Raw genomic sequence first — 25873 nt, forward strand, 5'->3', positions numbered from 1 at the left:
GATCAGGCCTTGAACTGCTTGTTCCAGAAATCGAGGGTACGTTGCGAGCGCCCCGTCGAGTAGGCGTAGTCGAGCTTCAATAGCCTGGTCCGCTCCTCCTCGGTGAGAAGCACCTCCCGGGCAAGATCTTCCGGGAGCACCGCATCGCGCACCGTCGGGGCATATCCCATCCTTTCGGCGAAGCCCGTTTGCGCCTTGGCGTCCAGCATCGCATCGAGATAAGCGAAGGCTCCCGCCTTGTTCCTGGCGTTCCGGGGAATACCCGCCTCGAACACAACGGAAGGAGTTCCTTCCTTCGGCACCACATGGGCGAGGGGGATTCCGGCTTTCTTCCACATGAAGCCACGCGCCAGCCACATGATCGTGATCCAGACTTCCTCCGATTTGAGGCCCGCTGCCAGCGCTTCGTTGGACGGATATATCCTCGCGTCCAGTGACCGCAGCTCCAGGAGCTTCTTGTCGGCCGGCTCGAAATCGTTGACGCTTCCGCCGCCCGCGAGCGCTGCAGCAAGCGTGTTCGCCCCATAAAGAATATCGGAAAGCCCGACACGACCACGCCATTTCGGATCCCATAGATCCGCATATGACTGCGGCGGAACGGTCACCTTGGTCGGATTGTAGAGGATGACCTGCGCCGAGTAGATGTGCGGAATCGAATATCGCTTGCGCAACTCCGGAAACACGGCGTCAAGTCTGGACAGTTGCTCGGGCCGGATCTCCTCCAGGACCTCCGATTGCGACATCAGGTAGGCGTCCGTATCGGACAGGCAGGCTATCTCCATCGAGCCACGGCGGCTGCCTCGCTCGGCCAGCAACTTGGTCTTCCTGGGATCGACATTGGCGACGTCCTGAACGACCTCGACGCCCTTGACCGAAGCCAGCGGCTTGTCCAGGAGATCACCCAACAGCTGGCCGTAGTCGCCTCCCCATGTTCCTACCACGATGGGTCCATTCGCCGCTGCGACCGATCGGGGGTTGCCGAAGAGAAAGGTGGCTCCGGTGCCGCAGCCCAGCGATAGAAAGTTACGCCGTGAGTATCTCATCTTGCCTAATCCTTCGCGGTTTCGGGAATCAGCCGAGGAGCATCCATGTCCCAGCTCAGCGAGACCGGATCGTGCGGGCGCACTGAGAGCATCGGGTCGTCCCGGACCGGCGTTGAACGGGTAACGACCACCCGTTCCGCCTCGCCCAGCAGCACCTGGTACTCCGTCTGCGCGCCGAGATAAGTCACAGCCTCGAGCCGCCCCTGGATCGCCGCGCGATGGCCGGGCTCGATCGCGATGCGCTCGGGGCGGATGGCAATCGTGTCTGCCGTGGAACGTTCGTCCTGTCGTTTCCTGGACGGCAGCAGAAGACCGCCGCGCGTTCTGACGCGCTCATCGTCTTCCCGCCTCGCCGGCAACAGATTACAGCGTCCGACGAATTCGGCGACGAATGCATCGCAAGGTTCTTCATAGAGCTCGCGCGCGGAGCCCACCTGCCGAACCCGCCCTCCTTCCATCACGACCAGCCGATCGGCCATCGTCAGCGCTTCCTCTCTGTCGTGCGTGACGATCAAGGTCGTCAGGCCGAGCCGCTGCTGAAGCGCGCGGATCTCGGTACGGACCTCCGCCCGGAGCTTGGCATCGAGGTTGGAGAGTGGCTCGTCCAGCAGGAACAGCTTCGGGCTGATCGCGAGTGCGCGGGCAAGAGCGACACGTTGCTGCTGTCCTCCAGACATCTGTTTCGGGAAACGGTCGGCCAGATGTGACAGCCTGACGAGGTTCAACGCGTCCGCAATGCGCGGTGCGCGCTCCGCACGGCCAAGGCCGCGCATCTCCAGACCGAAGCCGACGTTCTCGGCAACGGTCATGTGCGGAAACAGCGCATAGGATTGAAACACGAGACCCGTTTCACGCGCATGCGGCGGGCTTCGTGTGATGTCGGTTTCCGCCAACAGCATTCGGCCGCTCGTCGGCGTCACGAAACCCGCGATCATGCGCAACGTGGTGGTCTTGCCGCAGCCCGATGGCCCGAGCAGCGCCACCATCTCCCCCTGAGCAATCTCTAGATTGAGATCATTCACCGCGACCGAGGCTCCAAACTGCTTCGTGAGCCGCTCGACTGTCAGCCTGGCCATCAAACAATCCTCGAAAGCTTCACGAATCGATCGGTTGCGAGCATGAGCGCGCCGACCAGCACAATCTGAGCCGTCGCCACGGCCGCGAGCGTCGGGTCCATGCGAAATTCCAAATAATTCAGCATGGCCACGGGCAACGTGATGCGTCCGGGCGCGACCAGGAGAAGCGTAAGATCCAGATTCTCGAAGCTCTGGATGAACGAGAACATGGCGGCGGCGACAATGCCCGGCCTCATCACCGGCAGCGTGATCCGCCGGAAGACCGTGAATGGTCCGGCTCCGAGATTTGCCGCAGCTTCCTCGATGGCTTGGTCGATACCTTGAAGGCTGGCGACGACCAGCCGCACCGTCCACGGGATGGTGAGCATAGTGTGGGCAGCCACCAGACCGGCCATCGTCCCCTTGATATCGGTGTCGAGGGCATCTTCGACGGCAACGTACGTCATATAGATTCCCGCACCGGTGACGACACCGGGCAAGGCCAAAGGGGCCAGCAGGAGCGCATTGATGCCACCCTTTGCCGGAAACTTCGAACGCACGAGCGGCAATGCAGCCGCAACCCCGATGGGAACCCCAACCGCGGTCGTCGCCAGCGCAATCTGGAGACTGGTCAGAAGCCCACGCGAAAACTCCGGCCTGGACCACGCGTTTTCGTACCAGCCCAGCGTCAAGCCATCCGCAGGAAAACTCACGATCTCCTGGGCGAAGAAACTTATCAGCACGATCATCGCCACCGGAGCGAACACCAAGAGGTATGCGCCGGCGACGCTCGCCGCGAAGACCAGGCGCCCAAGTCTCGGGTATCCCCGACCTGTCGAGGGTGACGATGCCAGACTTCGGAGTGCATCCTCGGACATCAATTGACGATCTGGCTCTTGATGTCTCTTGGCGCCTTGGTCAAGATCTCCGGCTGGCGCCCCACGACGACGGTGTCATCCATGCGGAAGCCCCCGAGACCATAGACATAGATGCCGGGCTCCGCCGAATACACTTCATTGTCCAGAAGGGGCCGATGGTTGAAGGCCATATCATGCGGGTACTCGTGACCGAGCAACCCCATTCCGTGGCCCGTTCGGTGACGAATGAAGCTGCCGCATCCAGCCTCTTCGATGATCTTCTGCGCGGCTGCATCGATCGATGACACCGGCGCACCCGTCACGGCCGCTGCTGATGCGGCTTCATTGGCCGCGCGAGCGACCTCGTAGTACTTGCGCTGATCCGGCGAAGGCTCGCCTGCAAACCAGGTGCGCTCGTTTTCGATCACGACGCCGTTCAGGCGCGGAATGACGATGTTGACCAGAACGTCGCTCTTGCCGATCTTCGCTCCGCATGAAGCACCGTCGCCATGCGGAGACGCCGATGCGGGACCGCTCAGCGTCCAGCACCTCAGCACTTCGAGATTTGCACCGGGAAAGCGCCGCGCCCCCTCCTCGACCATGCTGACCGCCATCTGACAGTCCAGCTCCTGGACCAGGCGGCCGGGCCTTATGTTTTCCCGGTAGCGATCCTGGATGTAGTCCGACAGCGAGGCTGCCTGCCGCATGATCTCGAGCTCCTCGGCATGCTTGACCCAGCGCATTGCCCGCATGTCCTCCAGACACGGGATCAGCTTGACCTCGGGCGACATTCCGGCGGCGCGGGCAAGACTAGGCTGGCTCGCATCAATACCGATGCGAGATGCCCTCAATCCGCAGCGACTCAACAGATCGTGGATCATCTCGGGAAGCTGAGGCAGCGAGAAGCCGCGCTCCGTCAGCTTCGGATGCTCGAAATAGAATTGCACGTCGTCGACCCAGAATTGCTCCCGCTCGCGCGCCATGCGGACGTGGTGCGTCGACAGTTCGTTCATGATCGCGCGCGGCTCGCCATCGAACGGCACGCAAACCAAGATCGGGCGCTCCCATGTCTGCACATCGACGTTGAAATTGGTCGCAAACTGAAAGAAGTCGGCGGTGGAGAACAGAAGCGCGTCGAGGCGATTTCGGGCCATGACGTCACGCATCAGTTTTCGTCGATAGTCCCAGACCGAACGGCTCAGAAACTTCATGATTCTCCAACTCTCCCAGTCGCGCGATCGATTGTCCCGGCTCATCGCCCAATCGACGCGGCCCGAACGCGGGGCCCCGCCCGCACCCGCGAACCTGCCTTCAAATGACGTTGGCATAATGGGTGTGAAGGGGCGAAAGCATCCGGCAGATTCCTGCTGAGACCGGCCAATTCCTGCTTTTTTCACCCAAGGGATCGTCGCGTTCTTCCCTGCAATATGCTTCCGCCGAAGGCGCACGCGCCGGTCGAATGGCCGTTTCGTGCGGAATGTTGCCCGATCCTGCCAATTTATTTTCGACCGCGTCACTTTACGGTCATCGTCAATTCCTGTTCGGTGCCCCGCACGAATTCGGCGGTCGCAGCGGTTTTGCAACCATGCACCACGACGGATGAATGCCGACCGTCGAGCCGGCAATGCCGCCCTTTGGATGGACTCTCCAATGATCTCGAAATCGGAATACGCTCACCGGCTGAAGCGTCTGCAAGACAGAATTCGCGACCTAGATGTATTCATCGTTACTTCGCGCGAGAGCATCTACTACCTGACCGGCGCAGGTTTCGAGCCGTTGGAACGGCCGTTCTTCCTTCTCGTACCGAGCAGCGGCTCTCCCACGCTGCTGACGCCGATGCTCGACCTCGATCACCTCGGTAAGGCGCACAATATCAGGCCGGCGAACCTGAAGGCCTATTGGGACTACCCGGCGCCCCATGGCAGAGGTTGGCGCGAGACATTGCTGGAGTTGATCGGCTCGCATTCGGCCATCGGCGTCGAAGCGAGCCTCCGCATGGAGATCCGGGCCGCACTTCCTCACGAGGTACAGGTGCTGCCGCTCGTCGAGGAATTACGGCTGATCAAATCGCCGGCCGAGATCGAAATGATCCGCCGCGCAGCGCGATATGCCGATACTGCCGTGCAGCAGCTCATCGCAGCGGCCTATTTCGGTTCAACAGTCGCCGAAGGGATCGCCCGCACCCGACACGTGACCGCCGCGATGATCCGCGAAACATCCGATTTCGAACTGGCCGACTCCAACGTTCTCATGGCGACCTGGGCAGCTCCCCAAAGCGCTCAGCCCCATTCCATCCCCGCGCTATCGGACAGAACCCTCGAGGGTCCGCACGTAGCGCTCGCGCTGACGCGCTGCAACGGCTACGCTGCCGAGTGCGAGCGGACTTTCTTCACCTCAAGACCGCAAGGCTGGTCGGTTGGCGCCTTCAAGGCGATGATGGCTGCGCGCGAGCTCGCAATTTCCCTCGTGCGTCCTGGCATTCCATGCGCGGAAGTCGACAAGCGCGTAACGGATTTCCTGAAAACCGAGGGGTATTCCGGCGACGAGGCTCGCCTGCACCGGGTCGGTCACGGGTTTGGCCTGGGTAACCACGAGGGCCCGTGGATCTCGGAAGGAAGCCAGGAGACTCTGCAGGAGAACATGGTGATCAGCATCGAGCCCGGCATCTACGACAAGCGAGAGGGCGGCGTTCGTCACTCGGACACGATACTGGTCACCCGAGACGGCGCGGAAATGCTGACAAAATTCCCTGACGGACTGGATGATCTCATTGTAGGTGGAGCGAGGCTTAGCGCCCGCATCCAGGGGGCGCTCGTCAAGCGCGCCCTGAACGTGCAGCAGAGGGCCGCGATCAGTTGAGGCGACGATAATCCCGTGGAGACTGGCCAACGACGGATTTGAAGGATCGGCTGAAATGCGAGGGATCCTTGAATCCGCAGTCGAGCGCAACTTCCAAGATGTCGGCACGACGATCCAGCAGCTGTTCCTTGGCCCACTCGATCCTCTTGACGAGCGCATATCGAGCAGGAGATAGGCCCGTCGACGAACGGAATTGGCGCGAGAAGTGAAACGGACTCATTCCGGCTTCCCTGGCCATCTCGTGCAGCGATACGCCGCTCGCGATTCTGGAGGCGATGAGATCCATCACCCGTCTGAGCTGCGCTGGACGCAAGCCGGACGCCGAATGCGGCAGGCTATTCCGCGTGTATTGTTGCAGCAGATAGGCCAGCAGGGCATGTGTGAGCCCGTTGGCAAACTCAACGCCAAAGCGGCCGTCCTGCTGCATGGCCCACAGCAGTTGATTTCCGATCTGAAGAATCCTGTCGTCGCGCGAGTAGAGCGGATCGACGAAACGGATCCTCTCCTCACTATCGATCATTTCCGCGATAGCGGTCCTTGGGATCATGCAGTGGAGCAAATCGAAGCCGTCGTCGGTGGACCATTCCCGTTCACAATCCGGATCGACAATTCGCACCGAATTTGCGGGGATCGGTCCAGCCCAGATCTGACGTCGGTCGACGAACGATCGGGCCTTCATAGGCTTCAAGACGAGCGACAGGAGATAGTGGTTCGCTCGCGGAGCCTTCTGACTGAATGGACTGCCCGCCTCCGTTCGCCGCCAACGAGCGAGGCTGATGCCGGATTTCGGCAAGGGCTCAAGAAATGCCGCCGGAGGCATACCCCATCTGGCTGCGATCTTGGCCTCAGTCACGGATGTCATTTCCGAAACTCCATATTTGCCCTCGGCGATCTCTGAACGTCGTTGAGTGAGGGAGACATTGCGCATCCCTACTCTACGTTCAGGGCGGGAGAACCCCGGGGGCAAAACAAGACGAAAATTACGTGCTCCGAGACGGTCTACTACGTAGATTTCAAAAGACAAAGTGGAATGTTCCGCACGTTCTGCGCCATAGCCGAGACCGCCCTACCGTCCCAGTTTCGCACCAGAAACGACGACACCGAAACGCAACGAAAGCGATCGAAAGCAAGCAAAATTATAGCAAGACCAACGAACCCGACCAATATACCGCCGCTCATAACGATCTGGTTGCAAGTTCAATTCCCCGGGCTTCCCGTGTGTACAATCGGTTGCGGGTGAGTGGAGGCCCGGCGGATGGGGTGCGACACCAGGAACGCACCAATTTGCGGTAAGTCGGGTTGCTTCGAGATCGGACTGGTGCCGCGCCTCTTCGTGCATCGGATAGGTGTTCTGCTTCCCCTCTCGGGGCTCTTAGTCAGAATTGCCCGTCCTTTGCGCGCGAAAATCTGCGACAAGCTTCGACCTGGCAAGTTCGTCTCTGATTTGGGAAGTCTGGCGATGATAGATGTAGGTCGCTTGTGACCGGACAAGTCCCACGAACTGCGCTTGGAATCCATACGACTGCCGCGGCTGTCGAGATTGAGGCCCTTAATGTCGAAACGAGTCATGCAGCCTACGGCTGACACGATCGACCCATCTGCGCCGCTACGTCTAGATGTTGCCGCCAAAATAGCCTTCCCGGATGGATCTATGACCGCTTCTGGCCTGCGAAGAGAAGGCGCTAGAGGTCGACTGACTCTCGAACGGATCGCGAATAGAGACTATACTACCCTTGAAGCTATCAAGGCCATGAGGGAGTTATGTCGCGTCCAAGCAAAGGGATCAGACTCTACAAGAGAAAGGCCCGATACCGAGACGGAAAACTTGTTCACCAGGCGGTCTGGATTATCAAAGATGGAGATCGCCACATCGCCACGGGATGCGTTGCAAGCCCGACTGAAACGAAACCGCCTCGAGAGGCAGAGCAGGCCCTAGCGGATTACATCGCCGAAAAGTATCAACCCGAACGCCGCCGGCAGGATATCGAGGATATCGACTGTGCTGACGTACTGTCGATCTATCTGACCGATATTGGCGAACCGAGCGACCAGTTCGAGATCGGAGCTAGGATTGACCGCCTCAATGAATTCTGGGGCGGCAAGAGACTGTCCGCGGTCAATGCCCAGACCTGCGCCGCATATGTCAGGCATCGTGGCAACCGCGGTGGTGCACGCCGGGACCTGGAGACATTTCGTGCTGCCATCAACCATCATGCGAAAGAAGGCTTTCACCGGGGCTTAGTGCGCGTATCACTTCCGCCGAAGGGAGTTCCGCGCGACCGATGGCTTACGCGACAGGAAGCTGCGGCGCTTATTTGGCATTGCTGGCGGCATCGAGAGAAGCAGACGATCCATTCAGGAGCGTCGAAAGGTGATCCGGTCAGCACGAACCGTCGGCCACTGAGACATGTGGCCAGATTTATTCTGATCGGCCTTTACACTGGCACTCGGGCTGGGGCTATTGCGTCAGCCTCGCCGTATACGGAGCGGGACCGCTCTTACGTCGACCTTGAGCACGGGATATTCTACCGAAAGCCGATCGGGAAGCGTGCAACCAAGAAGCGCCAGACTCCAGCGCCCATACCCCCGCGGCTGCTCGCCCACCTGCGGCGGTGGAAAGATCGCAAGCTGATCGCCACGTGCTTCGTCGAGTTCAACGGCAAGCCAGTCGCATCGGTAAAGAAGGGGTTCAGCAGAGCCGTCGGGCTGGCTGGCCTGCCCGGCAAAGTCACCCCGCATACCTTGCGCCATACCGCCGCGACCTGGCTGATGCAGCGGGGCGTATCAATCTGGGAAGCAGCCGGGTTCCTAGGAATGTCCCCGGAGATCTTGCAAGACACCTATGGCCACCATCACCCCGACTACCTGCAAGGTGCGGCGGTTGCGATCGGTCAAAAGGGCTTCAATGTTTCGGTGGCCAAAACGGTGGCCAGCCCCATCGAAGATCGTACGCAGGAGAGAAACTCTGGGAAAAAATGGTCGGAGCGGCAGGATTCGAACCTGCGACCCCTGCGTCCCGAACGCAGTGCTCTACCGGGCTGAGCCACGCTCCGACTTGGGAAGCCGGCTTATAGCGTCGGGTTTCCGTCTTCGCAAGGACACAAGGCAGGAAATCGCATCGAAATCGTCGATCGTCGGCGGAGGGGTTAACTGCTTGAGGCCGTGGGGCTTTGTCCGGCGGCCATGGCGCGAGCGCAAGGCGACAGGCGATTTGCGCGCTTCATTCGGACGTCCGCGCCCGCTATAGCCGAGCGCGGAAGCCACCGCCGTCCCGTACCATCGATGCCCGCCCCAGACATGCAAGCGATCGAGACCAGGATCCTGCCCGCCGACGCGGCTGGAATCGCGCAAGCCGCGGCGACGTTCGCGCGCGGCGGACTGGTCGCGTTCCCGACCGAGACCGTCTACGGCCTCGGCGCCGATGCGGCCAATGCCGCGGCCATCGCCCGCCTCTATCAGGCCAAGGGCCGGCCCGCCTTCAATCCGTTGATCGCCCATGTCGCCGATATCGCGGCGGCGCAGCGTATCGGCCGCTTCAATGCCACCGCCGAGCGTCTGGCCGCTGCGTTCTGGCCGGGACCGCTGACCCTCGTGGTGCCGCAGAGCGACGGCTGTCCCGTCGCCGACCTCGCCACCGCCGGCCTCGATACGGTGGCGATCCGCGTCCCGGCGCATCCGACCGCACAAGCTCTGCTCATGGCGTTCGGCGGCGCCGTCGTGGCGCCCTCCGCCAACATCTCCGGCCACGTGTCGCCGACCACGGCGGCGCATGTCGCGGCCGATCTCACCGGGCGAATCGACCTCATCCTGGACGGCGGGCCGGTCGAGGTCGGCGTCGAATCGACCATCGTCGGCTGCTTCGATGCGCCGACGCTGCTGCGCCCGGGCGGAGTTCCGAGCGAGGCGATCGAGGCCGTGCTCGGCCAGGCGCTGGCGCGGCCCGCCGCCGAGACCGAGACGTCCGAGCAGCCGCTGGCACCGGGCATGCTGGCCTCCCACTATGCCCCGCGCGCCCGCGTGCGCCTCGACGCCAGCGAGGTCGCGCCCGGCGAGGCGCTGCTCGCCTTCGGACCCACCACCTTGCCCGGAGCCCACGAGGCCGCCGCGATCCTGAACCTGTCGCCCTCTGGCGATCCGGCAGAGGCGGCGACGCATCTTTTCGGCTATCTTCGCAGCCTCGATGCCAAGGGGGCGCGCAGCATTGCGGTAATGCCGATCCCCAACGACGGACTGGGCGAGGCCATCAACGACCGGCTGCGCCGCGCCGCCGCGCCGAGATAACACTGGAAGCGACTAAGCATGAACATCAGCCAGCCTGCCCTGCCGCCGCTGCCGCCCGATTTGATCGCGCAATTCGCTGCCATCGTCGGCGAGCGCCAGGCGCTGACCGCGGAGACCGACGTCGCGCCTTACGTCACCGAGGAGCGCAACCTGTTCCACGGCCGCTCGCCCCTGGTGCTGCGCCCAGGCTCGACCGCCGAGGTCGCCGCAATCTGCAAGCTTGCCAGCCAGCATCGCATCGCGCTGGTGCCGCAAGGCGGCAACACCGGCCTCGTCGGCGGCCAGACGCCGCACAATGGCGAGGTGGTGGTGTCGCTGAGGCGCATGGACAGGATCCGCGACGTCGACACCGCCTCCAACACGATGATCGCCGAGGCCGGCGTCGTGCTGCAGGTGGCGCAGCAGAAGGCCGCCGAGGTCGACCGGCTGTTTCCGCTGTCGCTCGGCGCCGAGGGCAGTTGCACCATCGGCGGCAATCTCTCGACCAACGCCGGCGGCACCGCCGCGCTCGCCTATGGCGTGGCGCGTGAGATGGCGTTGGGGGTCGAGGTGGTGCTGGCCGACGGGCGGGTGCTCAATGCGCTGTCGAAATTGAAGAAGGACAACACCGGCTACGATCTGCGCAATCTGTTCATCGGCGCCGAGGGCACGCTCGGCATCATCACCGCGGCGAGCCTGAAGCTGTTCCCGAAGCCACGCGCGATCGAGACCGCCTTCGTCGGCCTCAAGTCGCCGGAGGACGCGCTCAAGCTGCTGGCGATCGCGCAACGCGAGGCCGCCGGCAGCCTCACGAGCTTCGAGCTGATCGCCGCGATCGCGCTCGACTTCTCGATCCGCCACGCCGCCGGCAACCGCGCGCCGCTGTCGGGCGCCCATCCCTGGTTCGTGCTGATGGAATTGTCGTCGTCGCGCGACGATGCCCGCGCCACGCTGGAGACGATCCTGGAGAAAGGCCTCGAGGACGGCATCGTCGACGATGCCGCGATCGCCGGCAGCCTCGCCCAGCGCATGGCGTTCTGGAAGCTGCGCGAGGACATCTCTGCGGCGCAGAAGCCGGAGGGTGGCTCGATCAAGCACGACATCTCGGTGCCGGTCGCCGCAGTGCCCGCCTTCATTGCCGAGGCCAATGCCGCCGTGGTGAAGCTGATGCCCGGCGCGCGTCCGGTGCCGTTCGGCCATCTCGGCGACGGCAACATCCACTACAACGTCAGCCAGCCGATCGGCGCCAACACCGCCGACTATCTCGCGCGCTGGCACGAGGTCAACGCGGTCGTGTTCGAGATCGTGCTGCGCATGGGTGGGTCGATCTCGGCCGAGCACGGCATCGGCGTGCTCAAGCGCGACGAGCTGCCTGACGTCAAGGATCCGACCGCCATCGCGCTGATGCGCGCGATCAAGGCACAATTCGATCCGCTCGGGATCATGAATCCCGGCAAGGTGCTCTAGGCTGCCGACGCTCCCATGGATTCTGCTCCCGCTCTCGCCATTTCCGACATCACCGATGCCGACGTGCCCGCGATCATTTCGCTGTGGCAGCGCTGCGGCCTGACGCGGCCCTGGAACGATCCGGCCGCCGACATCGCGCTCGCCCGCCGCGGCGACAGCTCCACCGTGCTGGTCGGCCGCAGCGGCGGCGCCATCGCAGCCTCCGTCATGGTGGGCCATGACGGCCATCGCGGCTGGGTCTACTATGTCAGCGTCGATCCCGAGCATCGCGGCCGCGACCATGGCCGCGGCATCATGGCCGCCGCCGAAGACTGGCTGCGGGCGCGCGGCATCGCCAAGCTGATGCTGATGGTGCGCGGCGACAACACCAAGGTGCAGGAATTCTACCAGGCGCTCGACTATGCCGTGCAGGACAGCGTCGTGTTCTCGAAATGGCTCGACGGGCGCCCGCCGACGCCCGGCATGAAATAGAGGCGAGCGATGAGCATCTCCGACCGCATCCGCGTCCACGAGACGCGCGTGCTCTCCGACCATTACGGGACGCTGACCTCGACGAAGTTCGAGTGGCGGCGCGACGACGGCACGTGGCAGATGCAGAGCCGCGACGTGTTCGACCGCGACAACGCGGCGGCGATCCTGCCCTACAACCTCGCCCAGCGCAGCGTCATCCTGGTCAAGCAGTTCCGCTATCCCGCGTTCGTCAACGGCCATGACGATCTGCTGATCGAGGCCGCGGCCGGCCTGCTCGACGACGCCTCGCCGGAGGAGCGCATCCGGCTCGAAGCCGAGGAGGAGACCGGGTTCCGGCTGCACGACGTCAAGTTCGTGTTCGAGGCGTTCATGAGCCCGGGCGTCGTCACCGAGAAGATCCATTTCTTCGTCGCCGAATACGAGCCTCACATGCGCGTCGGCGCCGGCGGCGGGCTCGCACATGAGGGCGAGGAGATCGAGGTGCTGGAACTCTCGATCGACGACGCGCTCGCGATGATCGCCGACGGCCGCATCCAGGACGCCAAGACCATCATGCTGCTGCAGCACGCCGCGCTGAGGATCTTTGCCTGAGCGCGGCCAACGCTCGGTCGCGGGTCTTGCTCCTCTGTCGTCCTCCGCGAAGGCGGGGGACCCAGTATTCCACCAGCAGCCGTTTCGGCACGAGAGGCCCCGGCGCACTGGATCCCGCTTTCGCGGTACTGACGATCTTCTCTGTCGAGATATCCCGCCTCAGAACAAACTCCCCTGCCCGTCATCCACAGGCGCAGGCGAAACTTTGCGGGATGCAACCTTCTTCGCCGGCTTGCGCTGCGCGTCCTCGGCGGCACGCAGCTCCGCGGTCATCGGCAGCAGCAGCTGTTCGTCGTCGTTGGCCACCGTGTTGACGCGCGTGGACACCTCATACCACGCGAACTCGCCCTCGCGAGGCGCGACCAGCAGCCTCATGGCCTCGTCAGGATCATCGGAACGGCAGTCGAGCCACAGCGCGAAATCATCCGGCCTGATCGTCACGGGAACACGATGATGCAGCGTGGCGAGATCGCGGCTCGCAGCCGCGGTGACGATCGCCACCGTATCGACCTCCTCGCCGTTCGGCCCGCACCAGGTCTCGGCGAGGGCCGCGAAGCCGAGCGGCGCGCCGTCACTGCGGTGGATGAAGAACGGCCGCTTGCGACCATCGATCACCTGCCACTCGTAATATCCATCAGCGGGCACCAGCACGCGGCGCCGCCGGATCGCATTCTTGAACGCCGGCTTCTCGCGTACGGTCTCCGAACGCGCATTGATCAGCAGCGTGAAATTACGGGGATCCTTGACCCAGGCCGGAATGAATCCCCAGCGCATGAGCCGAAAATGCCTGATGTCCTGATCCAGAAGAACTACGGGAATCGGCTGCGTCGGAGCAATATTGTGCCGCGGCGGAAAGTTCGGCTGTTCCTCGTAGCCGAAAATCTGCCTGAGAGCCGCGGGTGGTGAAGTGATCACGAAGCGTCCACACATAATCTCACTCAAATCGTCGTGTGTTCAGCACCTTTTAACTTGGGTTGCCAACACTGCAGCGGATGACCGCAGCGGCGACCCATTCCGTGCCTACCGATCGCACGACCCAACGACCGGCGGGCAGCGCCATTGACCCGGCGCGGGCCGCGATGCTGCGCGCCGCCAACATCAATCCGCGCACCGGGCTCGCCACCGACTATCTGAATCATTTCAACGAAGCCGTGATGCTGCTCGAAATGATTCCCGATATTCCGGAATGCGCCGAGGATTTTCTGGCGTGGTCGCCGCTGACCTATCCAGAACATTTCACGCACACCAATTTCAAGGCCCGCGATCTCGTCATCGAGGCCTATGAGCAGGCCGACCCGGCGATTCGCGACAAGTTCGATCATCTCACGAAGACCATGACCGACATCCTGCTCGCGGTCGGCAGCGCGATGCGCGCTGCCAAGCAGGACGCCACCAAGGCCAAGCTCGCCGAGCAGGCTGCGGCGTGGGTCAAGCCGCTGGTGACGCAGGCCGGCGGCATCATCAATGGCGACATCGAGGTCGACCCTGACCCGGTCGACGAGGTCGACACCGTCGATGCCATCATGGCAAGCTTCTGAGCAGCACGGGCTACCGGCCCGGTCGTCTTCACGCTACGGCGCAGACCACGCCTGGAGCCATTGGCATGACCGCCCCGACGCCGCCCCGCCACCCCCAACTCGCCGTCAGCGCCGCCATCTTCCGCGACGGCAAGCTCCTGCTGGTGCGCCGGGCGCGTTCCCCTGCCAAGGGCGTCTACACGCTGCCCGGCGGCCGGGTGGAGCTCGGCGAGACCCTGCACGAGGCCGTCGCGCGCGAGGTCATGGAGGAAACCGCACTCTCGATCGCAATTGTCGGGCTGGCCGGCTGGCGCGAGGTGCTGCCGGCCCAGGGCGGCGGCGGCCACTATGTGATCCTTCCCTTTGCGGCCCGCTGGCAGGCCGGAGAGCCCCGGCTCAACCCGGAACTGGACGACTTTCAGTGGCGCCTCCCCGATGCGCTCGAGGGCCTCACGCTGACTGACGGACTGCCGGAGATCATCGCCGCCGCACGGACCCTGGTGTAGGCGCCTTGCGTCCGCCGTCCGGCAAAGGCATATGACGTCGGTGTTCCCCATGATCCCCAAGCGCCTCCTGGCCGCCCTCATGCTCGTTGCCGCCTGCGCCATTGTGCCCGCGCGCGCGCAGGATGCGGCCGCGCCGTTCGATGGCGATCTGCAGCGGCTGGCCGAGATCCTTGGAACCCTGCATTACCTCCGCGGCATCTGCGGCAGCAATGAAGGCGCCAAATGGCGCAACCAGATGCAGGCTCTGATCGATGCCGAGACGCCGTCGGGCGAACGCCGCGCCCGGATGATCGCCGGCTTCAACCGCGGCTATAACGGCTTTCAGCAGACCTACCGGACCTGCACGCCGGCGGCGATGGTGGCGATCCGCCGCTACATCGACGAGGGCTCGAAGATCTCGCGCGACCTCACGGCGCGCTACGCCAACTGACGGCCAATGGTTGACGGCGCGCGGGCGTTATCCACGTTTGCGTTAACCTTGTTAACCTTTCCTAAAGAACTGGCCTAGGCGTCTGCCGCCTGCGTGGTAAACCTCACTGGTCCGGCGCGTCCGCGTTCGGAATTCAACGCGCCTCGCGGCCTCGCCAGACTGAATTCAATGAGCTTTCCCGTCACTTTCAGCGCCCTCCCCGCCGTCCTGCCCGACCACGAGCAGAAGCAGGCCGCGCTCAGCTACCTCAACGAAGCCTGGGCGGAAGCGCGCCATGACGGCGTCGACGGCGACTGCCTGGCGCAGGCCAGCCTGTTCGCGGCGCTGGCCGAACTCGTCACCACCTATGGCGAGGACGCGGTGGCGACCTTCGTCGAAGGCCTGCCGGAGCGCGTCCGCAACGGCGAGTTCTCGCTGTCGCGCGCGACGCAGTAGGGTCTCCCGCTCCTCGCGCGTAGCCCGGATGCGCGCAGCGACATCCGGGGTCTCATCCGCAGCCTCGTTGAACCCGGATATCGCTGCGCTCGTCCAGGCTACGACAACTACGTCGACAAACTCCGCGTCATTGCGAGCGCAATGACGGAGCCAAAACGGAGAGCGCCCATCGGGCCGAGATCCGTCTCCACATCTCAAACAGCATCGAGACACGCCTCATCGTCCTCGCGGCGCGATGCGTCCGAGCGATGACCGACGTTCGGCCCTCATTCAATCGAGGGCGCAGGGAAGGCTGGGCGTCGGCTGACGCCCATGGCCCCCGTGCGAACAAAAGTGCACGGGGCAGGAACCACAGGTGCAGCCGGATGAGCCCAGCCTTCCCTGCGCGATGGTTTTAACGCTTCTTTCGCGCTCTCCCTGGGGACCGGCTTGATTGCCCCCATCGCCTGCGCCGATGCTCTCGCATCACGCTCAGGCTTGACCTCGGCATCGGGAGGCCAGGACCACGCGACTTCACGTCCGCATCGGGATTGTTCGTCCGCGCAGCCAAAGCCACGCTGCAACCCGACGCGTCCACCGCCTGCCCGCCTCGCGTCTCGTGACGACCGCGCGTACGCCCCTCTCGTTGAGGCGGGATGGGTGGAGGATAGACACGTATTCTGGAAAAACGAAAGTGAAATCTTTCGCCCGGAAGAGGCTGCGGGCGCGATCACGTTGAGACAATACGCAAAATTGCCGTTTCGGCACAGGCGTTTCGTGTAGTTGCGGCGAGCCAGAACGACGGCGTTGCAGACAAGATCGCGCGACTGATTCGCCCGACGGGCTTTCTTGCTTGGCGTTTCTTGCGGCGCTTCAGTCCCAATCCATTCCGCCAATGACGCCAAGAAACCAGCCGCCGATAAAAGCAGCCGTAAGCGCCATGAGATGGATCGTCGCGGAGGGACCAAGTTCCTGGTTGTCTTGAACATGACTGAGTCCAATCAACCCAAGCTCAAAAATTGCCGCGCAGAATACAGGCCAAAGCGCCCGCCGCCGCGCTGCCAGCCGCTGGGCCGGGCCAGCCCCCCGAGCGTTCCGTGATAGAGTCATGGATCGGCGAAGCGACACTACGGCAGTCAAGACGACCACGATCATAAAGGCGATGAAGTACACCGGACATTGTCCTTGGGGCCAACCTTACCGTCTTGAAGGTCACAGGCGAATAGCGCGAACCGGTTTCCTCAACCCTAAGAAGACAGCAAAATACAGCCGAGTCGGAGCGCTGTTCCCAGGCCCCTGCTTCCGGTTGAGCATCAGAAGCAGACCTTCACGCGAAGCCGGCGACCAGATCCGTTATGGGCCGAAGCGGAAATTGACACTTCCAGCTACATACGACTATGCAGGCCGCACTGCCCGTGGAGCTTGCCGTGGCCGACCAATCATCCAACCTCCCAAACTACCGATTCTTTCTGGGACTATTCATTGTGCATCCAACTTTGACTCCGGAAGAAATCAGTAAAGCCCTTGGAATGGAGGCTGACGTCGCTCACTGCGTCGGTGCTCTTCGAAGAACACCAAAGGGCACGCCTCTTTCCGGGACTTATGCTGACACGCGATGGCGACATAGCACGGAACATGTCATTGAAGATCAATGGTTTGCGTCTGAAGTATCGAGGCTGATCGATAAGCTGCAGGCTCACAAAACCTTCTTTGGTGACGTCAAATCAGCCGGCGGAAAGGCAAGTATCGTCATCCAATTCATGGATGGTTTTCTCGCGGATGAATTACCTACCGGGACCCTCGCGCGGCTTGTGGACCTCGACTTGTCCCTGGGGCTGGAATGTTTCGCAGGTATTCGGCAGGAGCTACCGGGGCATCCGCAATGACCGCTTCGGGGCCATAAGCGGAAATGAAGAGGCGAGCTCGGACCTCCTTCTTGCTATATCGGCTCAATCTCGCCGGGACGCCAAGTTTTGTCGAACCACGGCTGAAGCGGGCCGTAGAGGCGCAGGAGCGTGTTCCATCCTTTGCCGGGGATGGTCTGCACCCAGTTGTTCTCCTTCCCAGCCGGCGCCTTGGGCCCGAAATAGATGTCCACTGACCCGTCCGCGTTGACCATGAGTTTCGGGTTCTGGCTGGTTGCGGCTGGCCAACGCTGGTCGGTCTGCAGCATGGAGCGGGTCTGATTGTCGTAGAGGATGACCGACCAAAATTGCTTGACCGGGATATTTGGTGGCAGGTGCAGCTTGTAGTTCTTTCCGCCATCGAGCGGCTTGTTTTGGCTATCTACGAACGCGGCCATATATTGCGATCCCTCGCCAACCGACTTGGAATCCATCGCCGGTGTCACGCCGGTCGCGTAGAAGAAGAATGCCGAGTAGGCATCGAGAATACGCGCGCCGTTTTCCTCGAACTTGTAGCCGCCGAAGAAACCCGTGCGCCATGCGCTGTTGGGATAATAGTAGCTCTCCTTGATCCGCAACCGGCCATTGATTGCACGCGCGGTGGCGTCACCTACCAAGGCGGCTTCGGTCAGAATTTTTTTCATCCGTGTATCGGGCGCGAAGGGCTTACCCTTGCGGATGCCGACCGATGCGTAGAGGCCGAGTGTGACCGGGTCGACTGTATCGGTCGGCTCCTCCTGCACAACCTGATTCAGATACTCCCAGAAGGGATAATCTCCCGGAGCCAGCGTGCTAAATGCTTTGCCGGAAACATGCACGAAATTGAGTTTCGGCGGATTCGCAGCATCTTTCAGGTGATAGATTTTCGTGTGCTCTTCGACCGCGTCGACGCCGGGCTTCGGATCGCCATTGACCAAGAACGAGCGCCACGGAACCCAGACGCTGAACGTCGCCGGCTTCACGACAAAGAAGCCGGTCGGCACCTCGCCGTTGTAGCCGGGCGGCAAGATCAGGTACTTGCCGCCCTGACCCTTGTCCGGACCGACGAGTCCAACATCAGTGACAAAATTATACCACATGTCGTTGATGAGGCCGAGCACATTGGGTGGCACTTCGAGCACCAGAGGCCCGTCACGCAGGTCGAGCCAAAACCAAGTGTACGGCGTGTTGTTGTTCGGGGTGAGAAAAAGCGACTTCGAGTCCATCCTATCCTCGAAGATCGGCACCGTTAGATTGAACGGACCCAGTTCCGCGATGCCCTTCCGATTTGCCAACTGGTTCACTGGAGCCAGCGCCAACATGTAGGCCTGGACGGCGTGTTGGAAATCCAGATTGTCGTAGAGCTTTTCCACGGTCGCATCGTCGGGAAAACCGTCGAAGAAGTTCAGCGTCCCAAGGCGGGTCTCCACCTTGTCCGGGATTGCGACGCCCGGCGGTATCGGCGTTTGCATCTTGTATTGCTGGGCGTTGAGCGGAATTGCCGAGAGCGCCACGAAAGACAGCGCAGAAACTACTGATGCCGCTAATTTCATGATACGGCCCTTCTTGTCAGATGTTGAATTCATAAAGCATCTCTTCGTAAGTCCCATGATTATCGGGACTTCGTGCAGGGCTACAAATCTCGCAGCTCGCAGAATGACCAATCAACGTCTGCCAGCGCGATTGACCGGGCCACCGCGATTTACCGTCCCAGCACCCACCACCGCCTGTCGTGCAACGGGTCGCGGCCTCAGAACTACGCCCGGCCGTACGACGCAATTGGCTGGATAGCCAACGTATGTGCAGTACACCACAGCGCTGGCTTTCTCAGTGCTCGCGGCTACGAACCCGGTTATCAGCAGCGTAGTCGCTATTGCGATTGAGAGCTTCATTTTCGCCTCCTCCGCCAAAGACAAATAGTTTCATTAGAAACGATCTTCGCGTTGATCCAGATCAACAGGCCAACTCAGAATAATTTGGATGAGAATGTTGCAGATGCCGTTTGCGAGAAGCCGAATCGTCCTTGGCAAACCGCCGTAATGCGGCCGGCTCAATTTTCGGCTGTCTCGCGGCATACGAAGGAGCGAAGCGCCATGGTCCTCGTGATGGTACTCTACATCGTCATGGTCTGGCTCCTGTTCTCGAAGCTGAAGCTTGTGAAATGGGGATGGGGGGCCGGCACCATCACCGTTGTCATCGGCGCTTTCATCTTGATGGTCTTCCTTGGCCTGTTCAACTCGCTCACGCCCGCCGGCCGCTTTGTCGTGATCTCTAGGGTGGTCGAGGTCACACCCAACGTCTCGGGCCAGGTCGTAAGCATCCCCGTCCAAGTCAACGCCCCGGTGAAGGCCGGCGCCATCTTGTTCCAGATCGATCCGGCACCTTACAAATACAAGGTCAGCCAATTGGAGGCCTCGCTCGCTCAGGCGCAGCAGCAAGTCAAACAACTCAAGGCCAGCTATGATCAAGCCAAGGCGAACGCCGATGCCTTGAAGCAACAGCTCGTCTACCAGACCCAAAGGTTGGCCGACATTCGGAAGCTCGTCGCAACCGGCTCTCAGGCTGAGTTTCGTCTGCAGGACACGCAGGTGCAGTACGACACCGTGCAATACCAATTGCTCGCAGCGGAAGCCGCAGTAGAGAACGCCCGGCTCGCAATGGAATCCGAGATCGGAGGCGAGAATACCAACGTTGCACAACTCCAGGCTCAGCTCGAAAACGCCCGGTGGGAGCTGGATCAGACCACCATTCGGGCAACGGGCGACGGCTACGTCAGCAGCCTGGCACTGGCGGTTGGCGCTCGGGCATTGCAGACGCGTTCCGAGATGTCATTCATCCTCACCAACGACATCACCATTCTCGCGACGTTCAAGCCGAACGCCTTCCAAACAGTGAAGCCCGGAGCAACCGTAAAGCTGGTCTTCGACGATAATCCCGGCGAGATATTCGGGGCGCGAATACTCGAAATCCCTCGCGGCATCGGTCAGGGCCAGATCGCGGTTTCCGGCCAATTAGCACGCGTCGGTTCGATCGGTGGCGCTCAGGGCTACCCGGCGACGATCTCGTTGCCGGATAATTTTGACAAGACGCGGCTGCGCCTCGGGATGCCCGGCAGCGCATGGGCCATCGCCGCAAACGCCGGCCCAATCGGAATGATCACGTCGATTCTCGTCTGGATAAGTTCGTACCTCGCATACTTGTGAGACTCTGCGTAACTCAAATACACCGACGGCTCCGGCGAGCAATCAAGTCTCCGGTCTAATGACCGCTTTGGAGCAGGCATCTAGCTGTCTGAGCAGTCTTGGGTGCCACAGGAGTTGCGAATTTTCGCCAAGGGTCACGCCTTGGCACGCATTTCAGCCAAGTGGGCGGTGTATGTTGATCCTGGGTCAATATTGGAAACGCTGGGAGCGCGATCCTATTGTTACTCAAAAACAAGGGAGGCTTTCATGCGATGTTCGACAGCAGTTCTTTTAGCCCTCGTTGCCGCCGCGCCCATCTCGGCGTCACTCTCGCCAGCGCGCGCAGCTTCGGAGTGTCCAGCTTCCGGAAGCTTATCGGACTGGGGTATCAATTCGACCGGCTACTTCAACGTCGCTTCTGGTGGAAGCTGCCTGTTTCCAATTCGGATAGCGGGCGTGATGAAAAGCTCGAGCATTTCACAGAAGCCGGCTCACGGCACCCTGAAAAAGCTAAATATTTCGACATTCCAGTACACGGCGAAAGCAGGCTACAAGGGCCCCGACAGCTTCGCCGTGACGGCAACTGGCAAGGGACCGACTGCCTCCGGAACGTCGGTGATCACCATGAACGCGACGGTTCAATAGGACTTCCTTTTTCGCCGATAGACAAAGGCCCACTTCCAACCGGAGTGGGCCGCTTTTGTTTAGCCGAGCACGCGCGAACGGAAACCGCCGAGCCCGGCGGGCTGACTGAAATCATCGGTAGTCTGCTGGTAGGCGTAGCCGACGAAGCCGACAAAGACCTGCTTCGACAGGAATTGCGATACGCCCCAGTCGAAATGGAAGTCGATGCCGCTCTGGTACTGCGTAGCGGTAGCCTCGCAGACGTGCTGCCGCACCTGCCGTCCATCAAATCCCCATAGAGCCTGCCGCACCAGTCCTGCCCACCAAGCGCGGTTTCCTCCCTTGGAGGCTTTCGGACGCCGGCCGCCCGAATATGCCGCGCCATCAATCATGCGGCCGGCATCCGAAACCCTTCACAAAAGCAGACATAGGCGGAGGGCGACGGCACCACGTTCGTCCGTCAGCCCCCGGGGCCGTCCTTCATGATGTAGCCCATCAGGTCGTCGACGTTGTGCTCCAGATCCCGGATGATGTTCTTGACGACGTCTCCGATCGAGATCACGCCCACGACCTTGCCCGCGTCCAGCACCGGCAGATGGCGAAAACCACGCTGAGACATCATGGCCATGCAACTGTCCAGCCGGTGGTCCGGCTTGACCGTCACCGGGTTGCCCGTCATCACCTGGCCCACCGGCGTCTGCTTGGCGTCGAGCCCGGGCAGCAGCACTTTGATGGCGCAGTCCCCCTGCGTCACGATGCCGACCAGCGCGCCGTCGTCGATGACGAGCACCGACCGGACCCGGTTCTCGCGCATCTGGCGCAAGGCTTCGACGACCATGTCGTCGGAACGAACATGGATCACGGCGCCACTCTTCTGCGCCAGCGCGCTTCTTACTGTGCTCATCGATGTCCCCTCCTGGACCCATCCTGCCCCGCCTTGATGGTCCACATGGCAGGATAGTCGAAATATCCGGCTTCGTCAGCGCCGCGCCGATGCCGTGCGCCTGGCCGTGAACCGAACGATGATCGGGGTCACAGGCGGCCCATCGATTCCTGGGATTGCAGACATCAGGTCGTCCCCGAGAGCGGAACCATCGGGTGCCGGCAAGAATGTTGCTCGGCAAAACGCAAGTCGGTCGACTGATGGCGGTCAGGTAGAGAGCTCTGGGTCAAGGGGCGGCGTACCGGAATTTCTCCCCCACGTCCGCGTCGTCCCTGGCAGCGGACATTCGCATTCATTTTGGCCGGCCGCGCGCCGCCTGCCTCCTGTCGTGACGCCCGCGCGCTCATCCAGGCTCCAAGCGCTGTCCCCGCGTTGCGGAAACCGACAGCAGACCGAGCTCTGCCCAATGGCCTCCCCCGGCAGCCACGTCGCTCGGAAACTCTTCACAAAGCAATTTGAAGGCTTTGACGTGAATGAACATGCGCCCTTAACGAAAACGGGCAAAAATAGGTCGCTGATCTTCACCCACCTGACCACAGTACCGTTTCGCGCTGACGTGAAATCTCGATAGCCGCGTGGCGAGCCGGTCACCGCCGAAGCGAAATCCGAAATGCCTTCACAGAAGAGCAGGCCGGGGTTTGCAACTGCCGCGTGAAGCATTGGTAAGGAAACGTTAAGGAAAATTCGGGGATTTCTGATGATTGCGCCGGAAGAAGAGAGATTGCTGAAGACGTACCTGGTCGAGATGTTCGGCCAGATCAGCAGCATGCGGCGCGAACTCGCCGCTCTTCAAGGCGACGGCAAGGGCAGTTTCGCGACGATGACCGACACCCTCGACGCGATCGTCGAGAATACGGAGACGGCCGGGAACGCGATCCTCGAAAGCATGGAGGCGATCGGCGCCAGCGTCGCGAAGTTGCAGAAAGTCAAAGACCCGACTGCCGCCGTGGTCTGCGACGAGATCGTCGACAGCACAAACAAGGTGTTCGAGGCGTGCGCGTTTCAGGACCTCACAGGGCAGCGGATCACGCGCGTGGTCAAGTCGCTGCAGTTCATGGAGGACCACATCAACAAGCTCGTCCGCATCTGGGGAAAAGAGGAGCTGGCGCGGCTGGCCACCGAGCTTGCTGCCCCCTCGAGCGTCCCAGACTTGCTGGAGGGCCCGAAGCGGCCCGGCGTGGCGATTTCCCAGGACGACATCGACAAGCTGTTCGCGTGAACGACGGCGAGGCGTGATGCCCGCTCCGCGTCATTGCGAGGAGCAGAGCGACGAAGCAATCCAGGGCCGCGCTAAGGACTCTGGACTGCGTCGCTGCGCTCGCAATGACGGAGCAAACTCACGCGCAGCGCCGTTACGGCCGCAGCGTCTCCATGAACCGCACCGGCTCGCCGGTCGCTGGCGTCAGCAGCTCGCCCTGCCACATCACGCGCTGGCCGCGAACGAACGTGCCGACCGGCCAGCCGGTGACGCGTAGGCCATCATAGGGCGTCCAGCCGGCTTTCGAAGCGACCCATTCGTTGGTGATGGTCTCGCTGCGCTTGAGGTCCACGATGGTGAGGTCGGCGTCGTAGCCGGCGGCGATGCGGCCCTTGCGGGCGATGTTGTAGATGCGGGCGGGGCCGGCGCTGGTGAGGTCGACGAAACGTTGCAGCGACAGCCGGCCGGCATTGACGTGGTCGAGCATGATCGGCACCAGCGTCTGCACGCCGGTCATGCCGGAGGGCGAGGCCGGATAGGTCTTGGACTTCTCCTCCGCGGTGTGCGGCGCGTGGTCGGAGCCTAAGATGTCGACGATGCCCTGGTGGACGCCCCACCAGATGACGTCGCGATGATCGGCCGATCGCACCGGCGGATTCATCTGCGCGTAGGTGCCGAGCCGCTCGTAGCACTCCGGCGCCGCCAAGGTGAGATGATGCGGCGTGGCCTCGACGGTGGCGACGTCCTTGTGGTCGCGCAGATACACGATCTCCTCCTTGGTGGAGATGTGCAGCACGTGGATGCGCTTGCCGGTCTCGTGCGCGAGGGTCACGAGACGTTGCGTGGCGCGCAGCGCCGCCTCCTCGTCGCGCCACACCGGGTGTGAGCGCGGATCGTTCTCGACGCGCAGGTCCTTGCGCTCGTTGAGGCGGTACTCGTCCTCGGCGTGGAACGCGGCACGGCGGCGGATCACCTGGAAGATGCGGCGCAGGCTGTCGTCGTCCTCGACCAGCAGCGAGCCGGTGGACGAGCCGACGAACACCTTGACGCCGGCGCAGCCCTCGGCGCGCTCCAACACCGGGAGCTGCTCGACATTCTCGCGGGTGCCGCCGATGAAGAAGGCGAAATCGCAATGCATGCGATGGCGGCCGGCAGCGACCTTGGCGGTGAACGCCTCCTCGGTCACCGTCAGCGGATTGGTGTTGGGCATCTCGAACACGGCGGTGACGCCGCCCATCACGGCGCTGCGCGAGCCGGTTTCAAGGTCCTCCTTGTGAGTGAGACCAGGCTCGCGGAAATGCACCTGGGTGTCGATCACGCCGGGCAGCACGTGCAGTCCCTTGCAGTCGATGATCTCGGCGGCCGAGGCGGCGCCGAGATCGCCGATCTCGACAATGCGTCCGCCTGACATGCCGATGTCGCGGACGCCCTCGCCGTCCTGATTGACCACGGTGCCGGATTTCAGAATGACGTCGAAGCGCGCGCTCATGAAGCCCTCATAGGATTTCATTCTCCTGACCGCCCCAAGACAGATCGATCATGCTGCGCGCCTGCCCATTTGCTGGCCTCCGGTGGCACGCGAGTCTCGATCTTTAGAATGAAGCCACCGCGCGGCGGCGTTTCAGCCTTGTGGTTTATGCCAGGGCGGCTTACGTTTCAGTGCGGCCTGTCGCAAGAGGTTTTTCGGATGAAGGCGACGTTTCTCGACGACCGGGGCGTGGTCCAGGTCAGCGGCGACGATGCACGCAAGTTCCTCAACGGTCTCTTCACCACCGACGTCACCAAGCTCACGCCTGGCGAGGCCCGGTTCGGCGCGCTGCTGACGCCGCAAGGCAAGATCATCGTTGATTTCCTGGTGGCGCAGGTGCCGGCGACGGACGCCGGCGAGCGCTTGCTGCTCGACTGTCCGCGCGCGCTGGCGCAGGCGCTCACCGACAAGCTCAACCTCTACAAGCTCAGGGCCAAGGTCGCGGTCAGCAATCGCTCCGGAGAGCTCGGCGTGATCGCGGTCTGGGATGGTGCCATCGGCGCCACGCCGGAGCCGAGCTTCGTCGATCCGCGTCATGAGCGCCTCGGCGCGCGCGTCATTGCGCCGCAGGAGGCGCTCGCGGAGATCGCCGCACGGCTCGGCGCCGAGATCGTCGATTCCGACGCCTATGAGGCGCATCGTATCGACTGCAGCGTGCCGCGCGGCGGGCTCGACTTCATGTATGGCGACGCCTTCCCGCACGAGACCAACATGGACCGGCTGCACGGCGTCGACGTCGGCAAGGGCTGCTATGTCGGCCAGGAGGTCGTGAGCCGCATGCATCATCGCGGCACCACGCGCACGCGCGCGGCGAAGGTGCTGCTCGACGGGCCGAGTCCCGAGCCGGGCACGCCGATTCTGGCCGGCGACAAGTCGGTCGGCACCATGGGCTCGGCCGCCGCGCAGAAGGGCATGGCGCTGCTGCGCATCGACCGCGCCGCCGAGGCGTTGGAGGCGGGAACGCCGCTCACCGCCGGCGGCCTCGTTCTGCGCATCGCGGATCCCGACGCGCTGCAGGGCGCGCCGAAACAGACGGTCGCCTGAG

The 25873-nt window shown here is 62.5% G+C and carries 25 protein-coding genes, 1 tRNA gene and 2 pseudogenes; 15 read left to right on the forward strand and 13 right to left on the reverse strand.

Annotated features, from left to right (window positions below; all coding sequences use genetic code 11):
- Nucleotides 1-2 precede the first annotated feature (2 nt).
- The 4 genes from QW861_RS19450 to QW861_RS19465 form a co-directional block, all read right to left on the reverse strand.
- Nucleotides 3-1043 carry a PotD/PotF family extracellular solute-binding protein gene (locus QW861_RS19450; RefSeq protein WP_315754065.1) on the reverse strand — a complete coding sequence of 347 codons (1041 nt, stop codon included), beginning with the start codon at nucleotides 1041-1043 and terminating at the stop codon, nucleotides 3-5.
- 5 nt (nucleotides 1044-1048) lie between these two features.
- The gene (locus QW861_RS19455; protein WP_315754063.1) at nucleotides 1049-2119 is read right to left on the reverse strand and encodes an ABC transporter ATP-binding protein; all 1071 of its coding nucleotides are present in this window, start codon (nucleotides 2117-2119) and stop codon (nucleotides 1049-1051) included.
- On the reverse strand, nucleotides 2119-2847 hold the full coding sequence (locus QW861_RS19460; protein ID WP_315754154.1) for an ABC transporter permease: 729 nt from the start codon (nucleotides 2845-2847) through the stop codon (nucleotides 2119-2121). The genes QW861_RS19455 and QW861_RS19460 overlap by 1 nt, the downstream gene beginning before the upstream one ends.
- A 128-nt stretch (nucleotides 2848-2975) precedes the next feature.
- The gene (locus QW861_RS19465) at nucleotides 2976-4352 is read right to left on the reverse strand and encodes a M24 family metallopeptidase (RefSeq protein ID WP_315754061.1); all 1377 of its coding nucleotides are present in this window, start codon (nucleotides 4350-4352) and stop codon (nucleotides 2976-2978) included.
- A gap of 253 nt (nucleotides 4353-4605) precedes the next feature.
- On the opposite strand from QW861_RS19465, the gene QW861_RS19470 reads away from it, so the two are divergent.
- Nucleotides 4606-5814 (forward strand): Xaa-Pro peptidase family protein, encoded by a 1209-nt coding sequence (locus QW861_RS19470; RefSeq protein WP_315754059.1) that lies wholly within the window; start codon nucleotides 4606-4608, stop codon nucleotides 5812-5814.
- Here QW861_RS19470 and QW861_RS19475 read toward each other — a convergent pair.
- Both QW861_RS19475 and QW861_RS19480 read right to left on the reverse strand, forming a co-directional pair.
- On the reverse strand, nucleotides 5807-6742 hold the full coding sequence (locus tag QW861_RS19475) for an AraC family transcriptional regulator (RefSeq protein WP_315754057.1): 936 nt from the start codon (nucleotides 6740-6742) through the stop codon (nucleotides 5807-5809). The genes QW861_RS19470 and QW861_RS19475 overlap by 8 nt on opposite strands.
- 1004 nt (nucleotides 6743-7746) lie before the next feature.
- Nucleotides 7747-8046: a hypothetical protein gene (locus tag QW861_RS19480; RefSeq protein ID WP_246741431.1), complete on the reverse strand. Its 300-nt coding sequence runs from the start codon at nucleotides 8044-8046 to the stop codon at nucleotides 7747-7749.
- A 177-nt stretch (nucleotides 8047-8223) separates the two neighbouring features.
- Between QW861_RS19480 and QW861_RS34035 the strand changes: the two are divergent.
- Nucleotides 8224-8616, forward strand: a pseudogene (locus tag QW861_RS34035) (tyrosine-type recombinase/integrase); the annotation flags it as partial.
- Nucleotides 8617-8790: 174 nt separating this feature from the next.
- Here QW861_RS34035 and QW861_RS19485 read toward each other — a convergent pair.
- Nucleotides 8791-8867 (reverse strand) — tRNA-Pro (locus QW861_RS19485).
- A gap of 229 nt (nucleotides 8868-9096) precedes the next feature.
- Between QW861_RS19485 and QW861_RS19490 the strand changes: the two genes are divergently transcribed.
- The 4 genes from QW861_RS19490 to QW861_RS19505 are packed head-to-tail and all read left to right on the forward strand — an operon-like array spanning nucleotide 9097 to nucleotide 12603.
- Nucleotides 9097-10095, forward strand: a complete 999-nt coding sequence (locus QW861_RS19490) for an L-threonylcarbamoyladenylate synthase (protein ID WP_316193399.1) — start codon at nucleotides 9097-9099, stop codon at nucleotides 10093-10095.
- An 18-nt stretch (nucleotides 10096-10113) separates the two neighbouring features.
- Complete coding sequence (locus QW861_RS19495; RefSeq protein WP_316193400.1) at nucleotides 10114-11541, forward strand: FAD-binding oxidoreductase; 1428 nt, start codon at nucleotides 10114-10116, stop codon at nucleotides 11539-11541.
- Between the two features lie 15 nt (nucleotides 11542-11556).
- Complete coding sequence (locus QW861_RS19500; RefSeq protein WP_315717201.1) at nucleotides 11557-12012, forward strand: GNAT family acetyltransferase; 456 nt, start codon at nucleotides 11557-11559, stop codon at nucleotides 12010-12012.
- A 9-nt stretch (nucleotides 12013-12021) separates the two neighbouring features.
- Complete coding sequence (locus tag QW861_RS19505) at nucleotides 12022-12603, forward strand: NUDIX domain-containing protein (RefSeq protein ID WP_316193401.1); 582 nt, start codon at nucleotides 12022-12024, stop codon at nucleotides 12601-12603.
- Nucleotides 12604-12762: 159 nt separating this feature from the next.
- Here QW861_RS19505 and QW861_RS19510 read toward each other — a convergent pair whose 3' ends face one another.
- Nucleotides 12763-13533 carry an SOS response-associated peptidase gene (locus QW861_RS19510; RefSeq protein ID WP_316167507.1) on the reverse strand — a complete coding sequence of 257 codons (771 nt, stop codon included), beginning with the start codon at nucleotides 13531-13533 and terminating at the stop codon, nucleotides 12763-12765.
- 86 nt (nucleotides 13534-13619) lie between these two features.
- Between QW861_RS19510 and QW861_RS19515 the strand changes: the two genes are divergently transcribed.
- The 4 genes from QW861_RS19515 (at nucleotide 13620) to QW861_RS19530 (ending at nucleotide 15491) form a co-directional block, all read left to right on the forward strand.
- Entirely contained in the window at nucleotides 13620-14141 is a 522-nt protein-coding gene (locus QW861_RS19515; protein ID WP_315828341.1) for a hypothetical protein, read from the forward strand.
- Nucleotides 14142-14206: 65 nt separating this feature from the next.
- Nucleotides 14207-14626: an NUDIX hydrolase gene (locus QW861_RS19520; protein WP_315754043.1), complete on the forward strand. Its 420-nt coding sequence runs from the start codon at nucleotides 14207-14209 to the stop codon at nucleotides 14624-14626.
- A gap of 31 nt (nucleotides 14627-14657) precedes the next feature.
- Nucleotides 14658-15056, forward strand: a complete 399-nt coding sequence (locus tag QW861_RS19525) for a TIGR02301 family protein (protein WP_315782189.1) — start codon at nucleotides 14658-14660, stop codon at nucleotides 15054-15056.
- Between the two features lie 168 nt (nucleotides 15057-15224).
- Nucleotides 15225-15491 carry a hypothetical protein gene (locus QW861_RS19530; protein WP_315717207.1) on the forward strand — a complete coding sequence of 89 codons (267 nt, stop codon included), beginning with the start codon at nucleotides 15225-15227 and terminating at the stop codon, nucleotides 15489-15491.
- An 852-nt stretch (nucleotides 15492-16343) separates the two neighbouring features.
- Here QW861_RS19530 and QW861_RS19535 read toward each other — a convergent pair.
- The gene (locus QW861_RS19535) at nucleotides 16344-16643 is read right to left on the reverse strand and encodes a hypothetical protein (RefSeq protein ID WP_315717208.1); all 300 of its coding nucleotides are present in this window, start codon (nucleotides 16641-16643) and stop codon (nucleotides 16344-16346) included.
- A 254-nt stretch (nucleotides 16644-16897) separates the two neighbouring features.
- Between QW861_RS19535 and QW861_RS19540 the strand changes: the two genes are divergently transcribed.
- Nucleotides 16898-17356 carry a DUF4279 domain-containing protein gene (locus QW861_RS19540; protein ID WP_315717209.1) on the forward strand — a complete coding sequence of 153 codons (459 nt, stop codon included), beginning with the start codon at nucleotides 16898-16900 and terminating at the stop codon, nucleotides 17354-17356.
- Between the two features lie 53 nt (nucleotides 17357-17409).
- Here QW861_RS19540 and QW861_RS19545 read toward each other — a convergent pair whose 3' ends face one another.
- Nucleotides 17410-18939 (reverse strand): DUF1254 domain-containing protein, encoded by a 1530-nt coding sequence (locus QW861_RS19545; protein WP_315754039.1) that lies wholly within the window; start codon nucleotides 18937-18939, stop codon nucleotides 17410-17412.
- A gap of 357 nt (nucleotides 18940-19296) precedes the next feature.
- On the opposite strand from QW861_RS19545, the gene QW861_RS19555 reads away from it, so the two are divergent.
- Both QW861_RS19555 and QW861_RS19560 read left to right on the forward strand, forming a co-directional pair.
- Nucleotides 19297-20556 carry an HlyD family secretion protein gene (locus QW861_RS19555; RefSeq protein WP_315754037.1) on the forward strand — a complete coding sequence of 420 codons (1260 nt, stop codon included), beginning with the start codon at nucleotides 19297-19299 and terminating at the stop codon, nucleotides 20554-20556.
- 246 nt (nucleotides 20557-20802) lie between these two features.
- Complete coding sequence (locus QW861_RS19560; RefSeq protein WP_315717213.1) at nucleotides 20803-21180, forward strand: Ig-like domain-containing protein; 378 nt, start codon at nucleotides 20803-20805, stop codon at nucleotides 21178-21180.
- A gap of 62 nt (nucleotides 21181-21242) precedes the next feature.
- Here the strand turns inward: QW861_RS19560 and QW861_RS19565 are convergent.
- Both QW861_RS19565 and QW861_RS19570 read right to left on the reverse strand, forming a co-directional pair.
- Nucleotides 21243-21404 (reverse strand): annotated as a pseudogene (locus tag QW861_RS19565) (transporter); the annotation flags it as partial.
- A 215-nt stretch (nucleotides 21405-21619) separates the two neighbouring features.
- Nucleotides 21620-22063: a CBS domain-containing protein gene (locus QW861_RS19570; RefSeq protein ID WP_315754033.1), complete on the reverse strand. Its 444-nt coding sequence runs from the start codon at nucleotides 22061-22063 to the stop codon at nucleotides 21620-21622.
- 736 nt (nucleotides 22064-22799) lie between these two features.
- Here QW861_RS19570 and QW861_RS19575 point away from each other — a divergent pair.
- Complete coding sequence (locus QW861_RS19575) at nucleotides 22800-23321, forward strand: protein phosphatase CheZ (RefSeq protein ID WP_316193402.1); 522 nt, start codon at nucleotides 22800-22802, stop codon at nucleotides 23319-23321.
- A 133-nt stretch (nucleotides 23322-23454) separates the two neighbouring features.
- Here the strand turns inward: QW861_RS19575 and QW861_RS19580 are convergent, their stop codons facing one another.
- Nucleotides 23455-24789 carry a dihydroorotase gene (locus tag QW861_RS19580; RefSeq protein WP_315717367.1) on the reverse strand — a complete coding sequence of 445 codons (1335 nt, stop codon included), beginning with the start codon at nucleotides 24787-24789 and terminating at the stop codon, nucleotides 23455-23457.
- A 198-nt stretch (nucleotides 24790-24987) separates the two neighbouring features.
- Between QW861_RS19580 and QW861_RS19585 the strand changes: the two genes are divergently transcribed.
- Nucleotides 24988-25872 (forward strand): folate-binding protein, encoded by an 885-nt coding sequence (locus tag QW861_RS19585; RefSeq protein WP_315826951.1) that lies wholly within the window; start codon nucleotides 24988-24990, stop codon nucleotides 25870-25872.
- Nucleotide 25873: the final 1 nt, after the last annotated feature.

The organism is Bradyrhizobium sp. SZCCHNRI1029 (genome assembly GCF_032487555.1).
Lineage (GTDB): Bacteria > Pseudomonadota > Alphaproteobacteria > Rhizobiales > Xanthobacteraceae > Bradyrhizobium.

Excerpts from the sequence above, each read along its gene's own strand:
- QW861_RS19450 (WP_315754065.1), bottom strand. The coding sequence starts at position 1,043 with ATGAGATACTCACGGCGTAACTTTCTATCGCTGGGCTGCGGCACCGGA.
- QW861_RS19455 (WP_315754063.1), bottom strand. The coding sequence starts at position 2,119 with ATGGCCAGGCTGACAGTCGAGCGGCTCACGAAGCAGTTTGGAGCCTCG.
- QW861_RS19460 (WP_315754154.1), bottom strand. The coding sequence starts at position 2,847 with ATGATCGTGCTGATAAGTTTCTTCGCCCAGGAGATCGTGAGTTTTCCT.
- QW861_RS19470 (WP_315754059.1), top strand. The coding sequence starts at position 4,606 with ATGATCTCGAAATCGGAATACGCTCACCGGCTGAAGCGTCTGCAAGAC.
- QW861_RS19475 (WP_315754057.1), bottom strand. The coding sequence starts at position 6,742 with ATGCGCAATGTCTCCCTCACTCAACGACGTTCAGAGATCGCCGAGGGC.
- QW861_RS19490 (WP_316193399.1), top strand. The coding sequence starts at position 9,097 with ATGCCCGCCCCAGACATGCAAGCGATCGAGACCAGGATCCTGCCCGCC.
- QW861_RS19495 (WP_316193400.1), top strand. The coding sequence starts at position 10,114 with ATGAACATCAGCCAGCCTGCCCTGCCGCCGCTGCCGCCCGATTTGATC.
- QW861_RS19500 (WP_315717201.1), top strand. The coding sequence starts at position 11,557 with ATGGATTCTGCTCCCGCTCTCGCCATTTCCGACATCACCGATGCCGAC.
- QW861_RS19505 (WP_316193401.1), top strand. The coding sequence starts at position 12,022 with ATGAGCATCTCCGACCGCATCCGCGTCCACGAGACGCGCGTGCTCTCC.
- QW861_RS19510 (WP_316167507.1), bottom strand. The coding sequence starts at position 13,533 with ATGTGTGGACGCTTCGTGATCACTTCACCACCCGCGGCTCTCAGGCAG.
- QW861_RS19520 (WP_315754043.1), top strand. The coding sequence starts at position 14,207 with ATGACCGCCCCGACGCCGCCCCGCCACCCCCAACTCGCCGTCAGCGCC.
- QW861_RS19525 (WP_315782189.1), top strand. The coding sequence starts at position 14,658 with ATGACGTCGGTGTTCCCCATGATCCCCAAGCGCCTCCTGGCCGCCCTC.
- QW861_RS19530 (WP_315717207.1), top strand. The coding sequence starts at position 15,225 with ATGAGCTTTCCCGTCACTTTCAGCGCCCTCCCCGCCGTCCTGCCCGAC.
- QW861_RS19545 (WP_315754039.1), bottom strand. The coding sequence starts at position 18,939 with ATGAATTCAACATCTGACAAGAAGGGCCGTATCATGAAATTAGCGGCA.
- QW861_RS19560 (WP_315717213.1), top strand. The coding sequence starts at position 20,803 with ATGCGATGTTCGACAGCAGTTCTTTTAGCCCTCGTTGCCGCCGCGCCC.
- QW861_RS19570 (WP_315754033.1), bottom strand. The coding sequence starts at position 22,063 with ATGAGCACAGTAAGAAGCGCGCTGGCGCAGAAGAGTGGCGCCGTGATC.
- QW861_RS19575 (WP_316193402.1), top strand. The coding sequence starts at position 22,800 with ATGATTGCGCCGGAAGAAGAGAGATTGCTGAAGACGTACCTGGTCGAG.
- QW861_RS19580 (WP_315717367.1), bottom strand. The coding sequence starts at position 24,789 with ATGAGCGCGCGCTTCGACGTCATTCTGAAATCCGGCACCGTGGTCAAT.
- QW861_RS19585 (WP_315826951.1), top strand. The coding sequence starts at position 24,988 with ATGAAGGCGACGTTTCTCGACGACCGGGGCGTGGTCCAGGTCAGCGGC.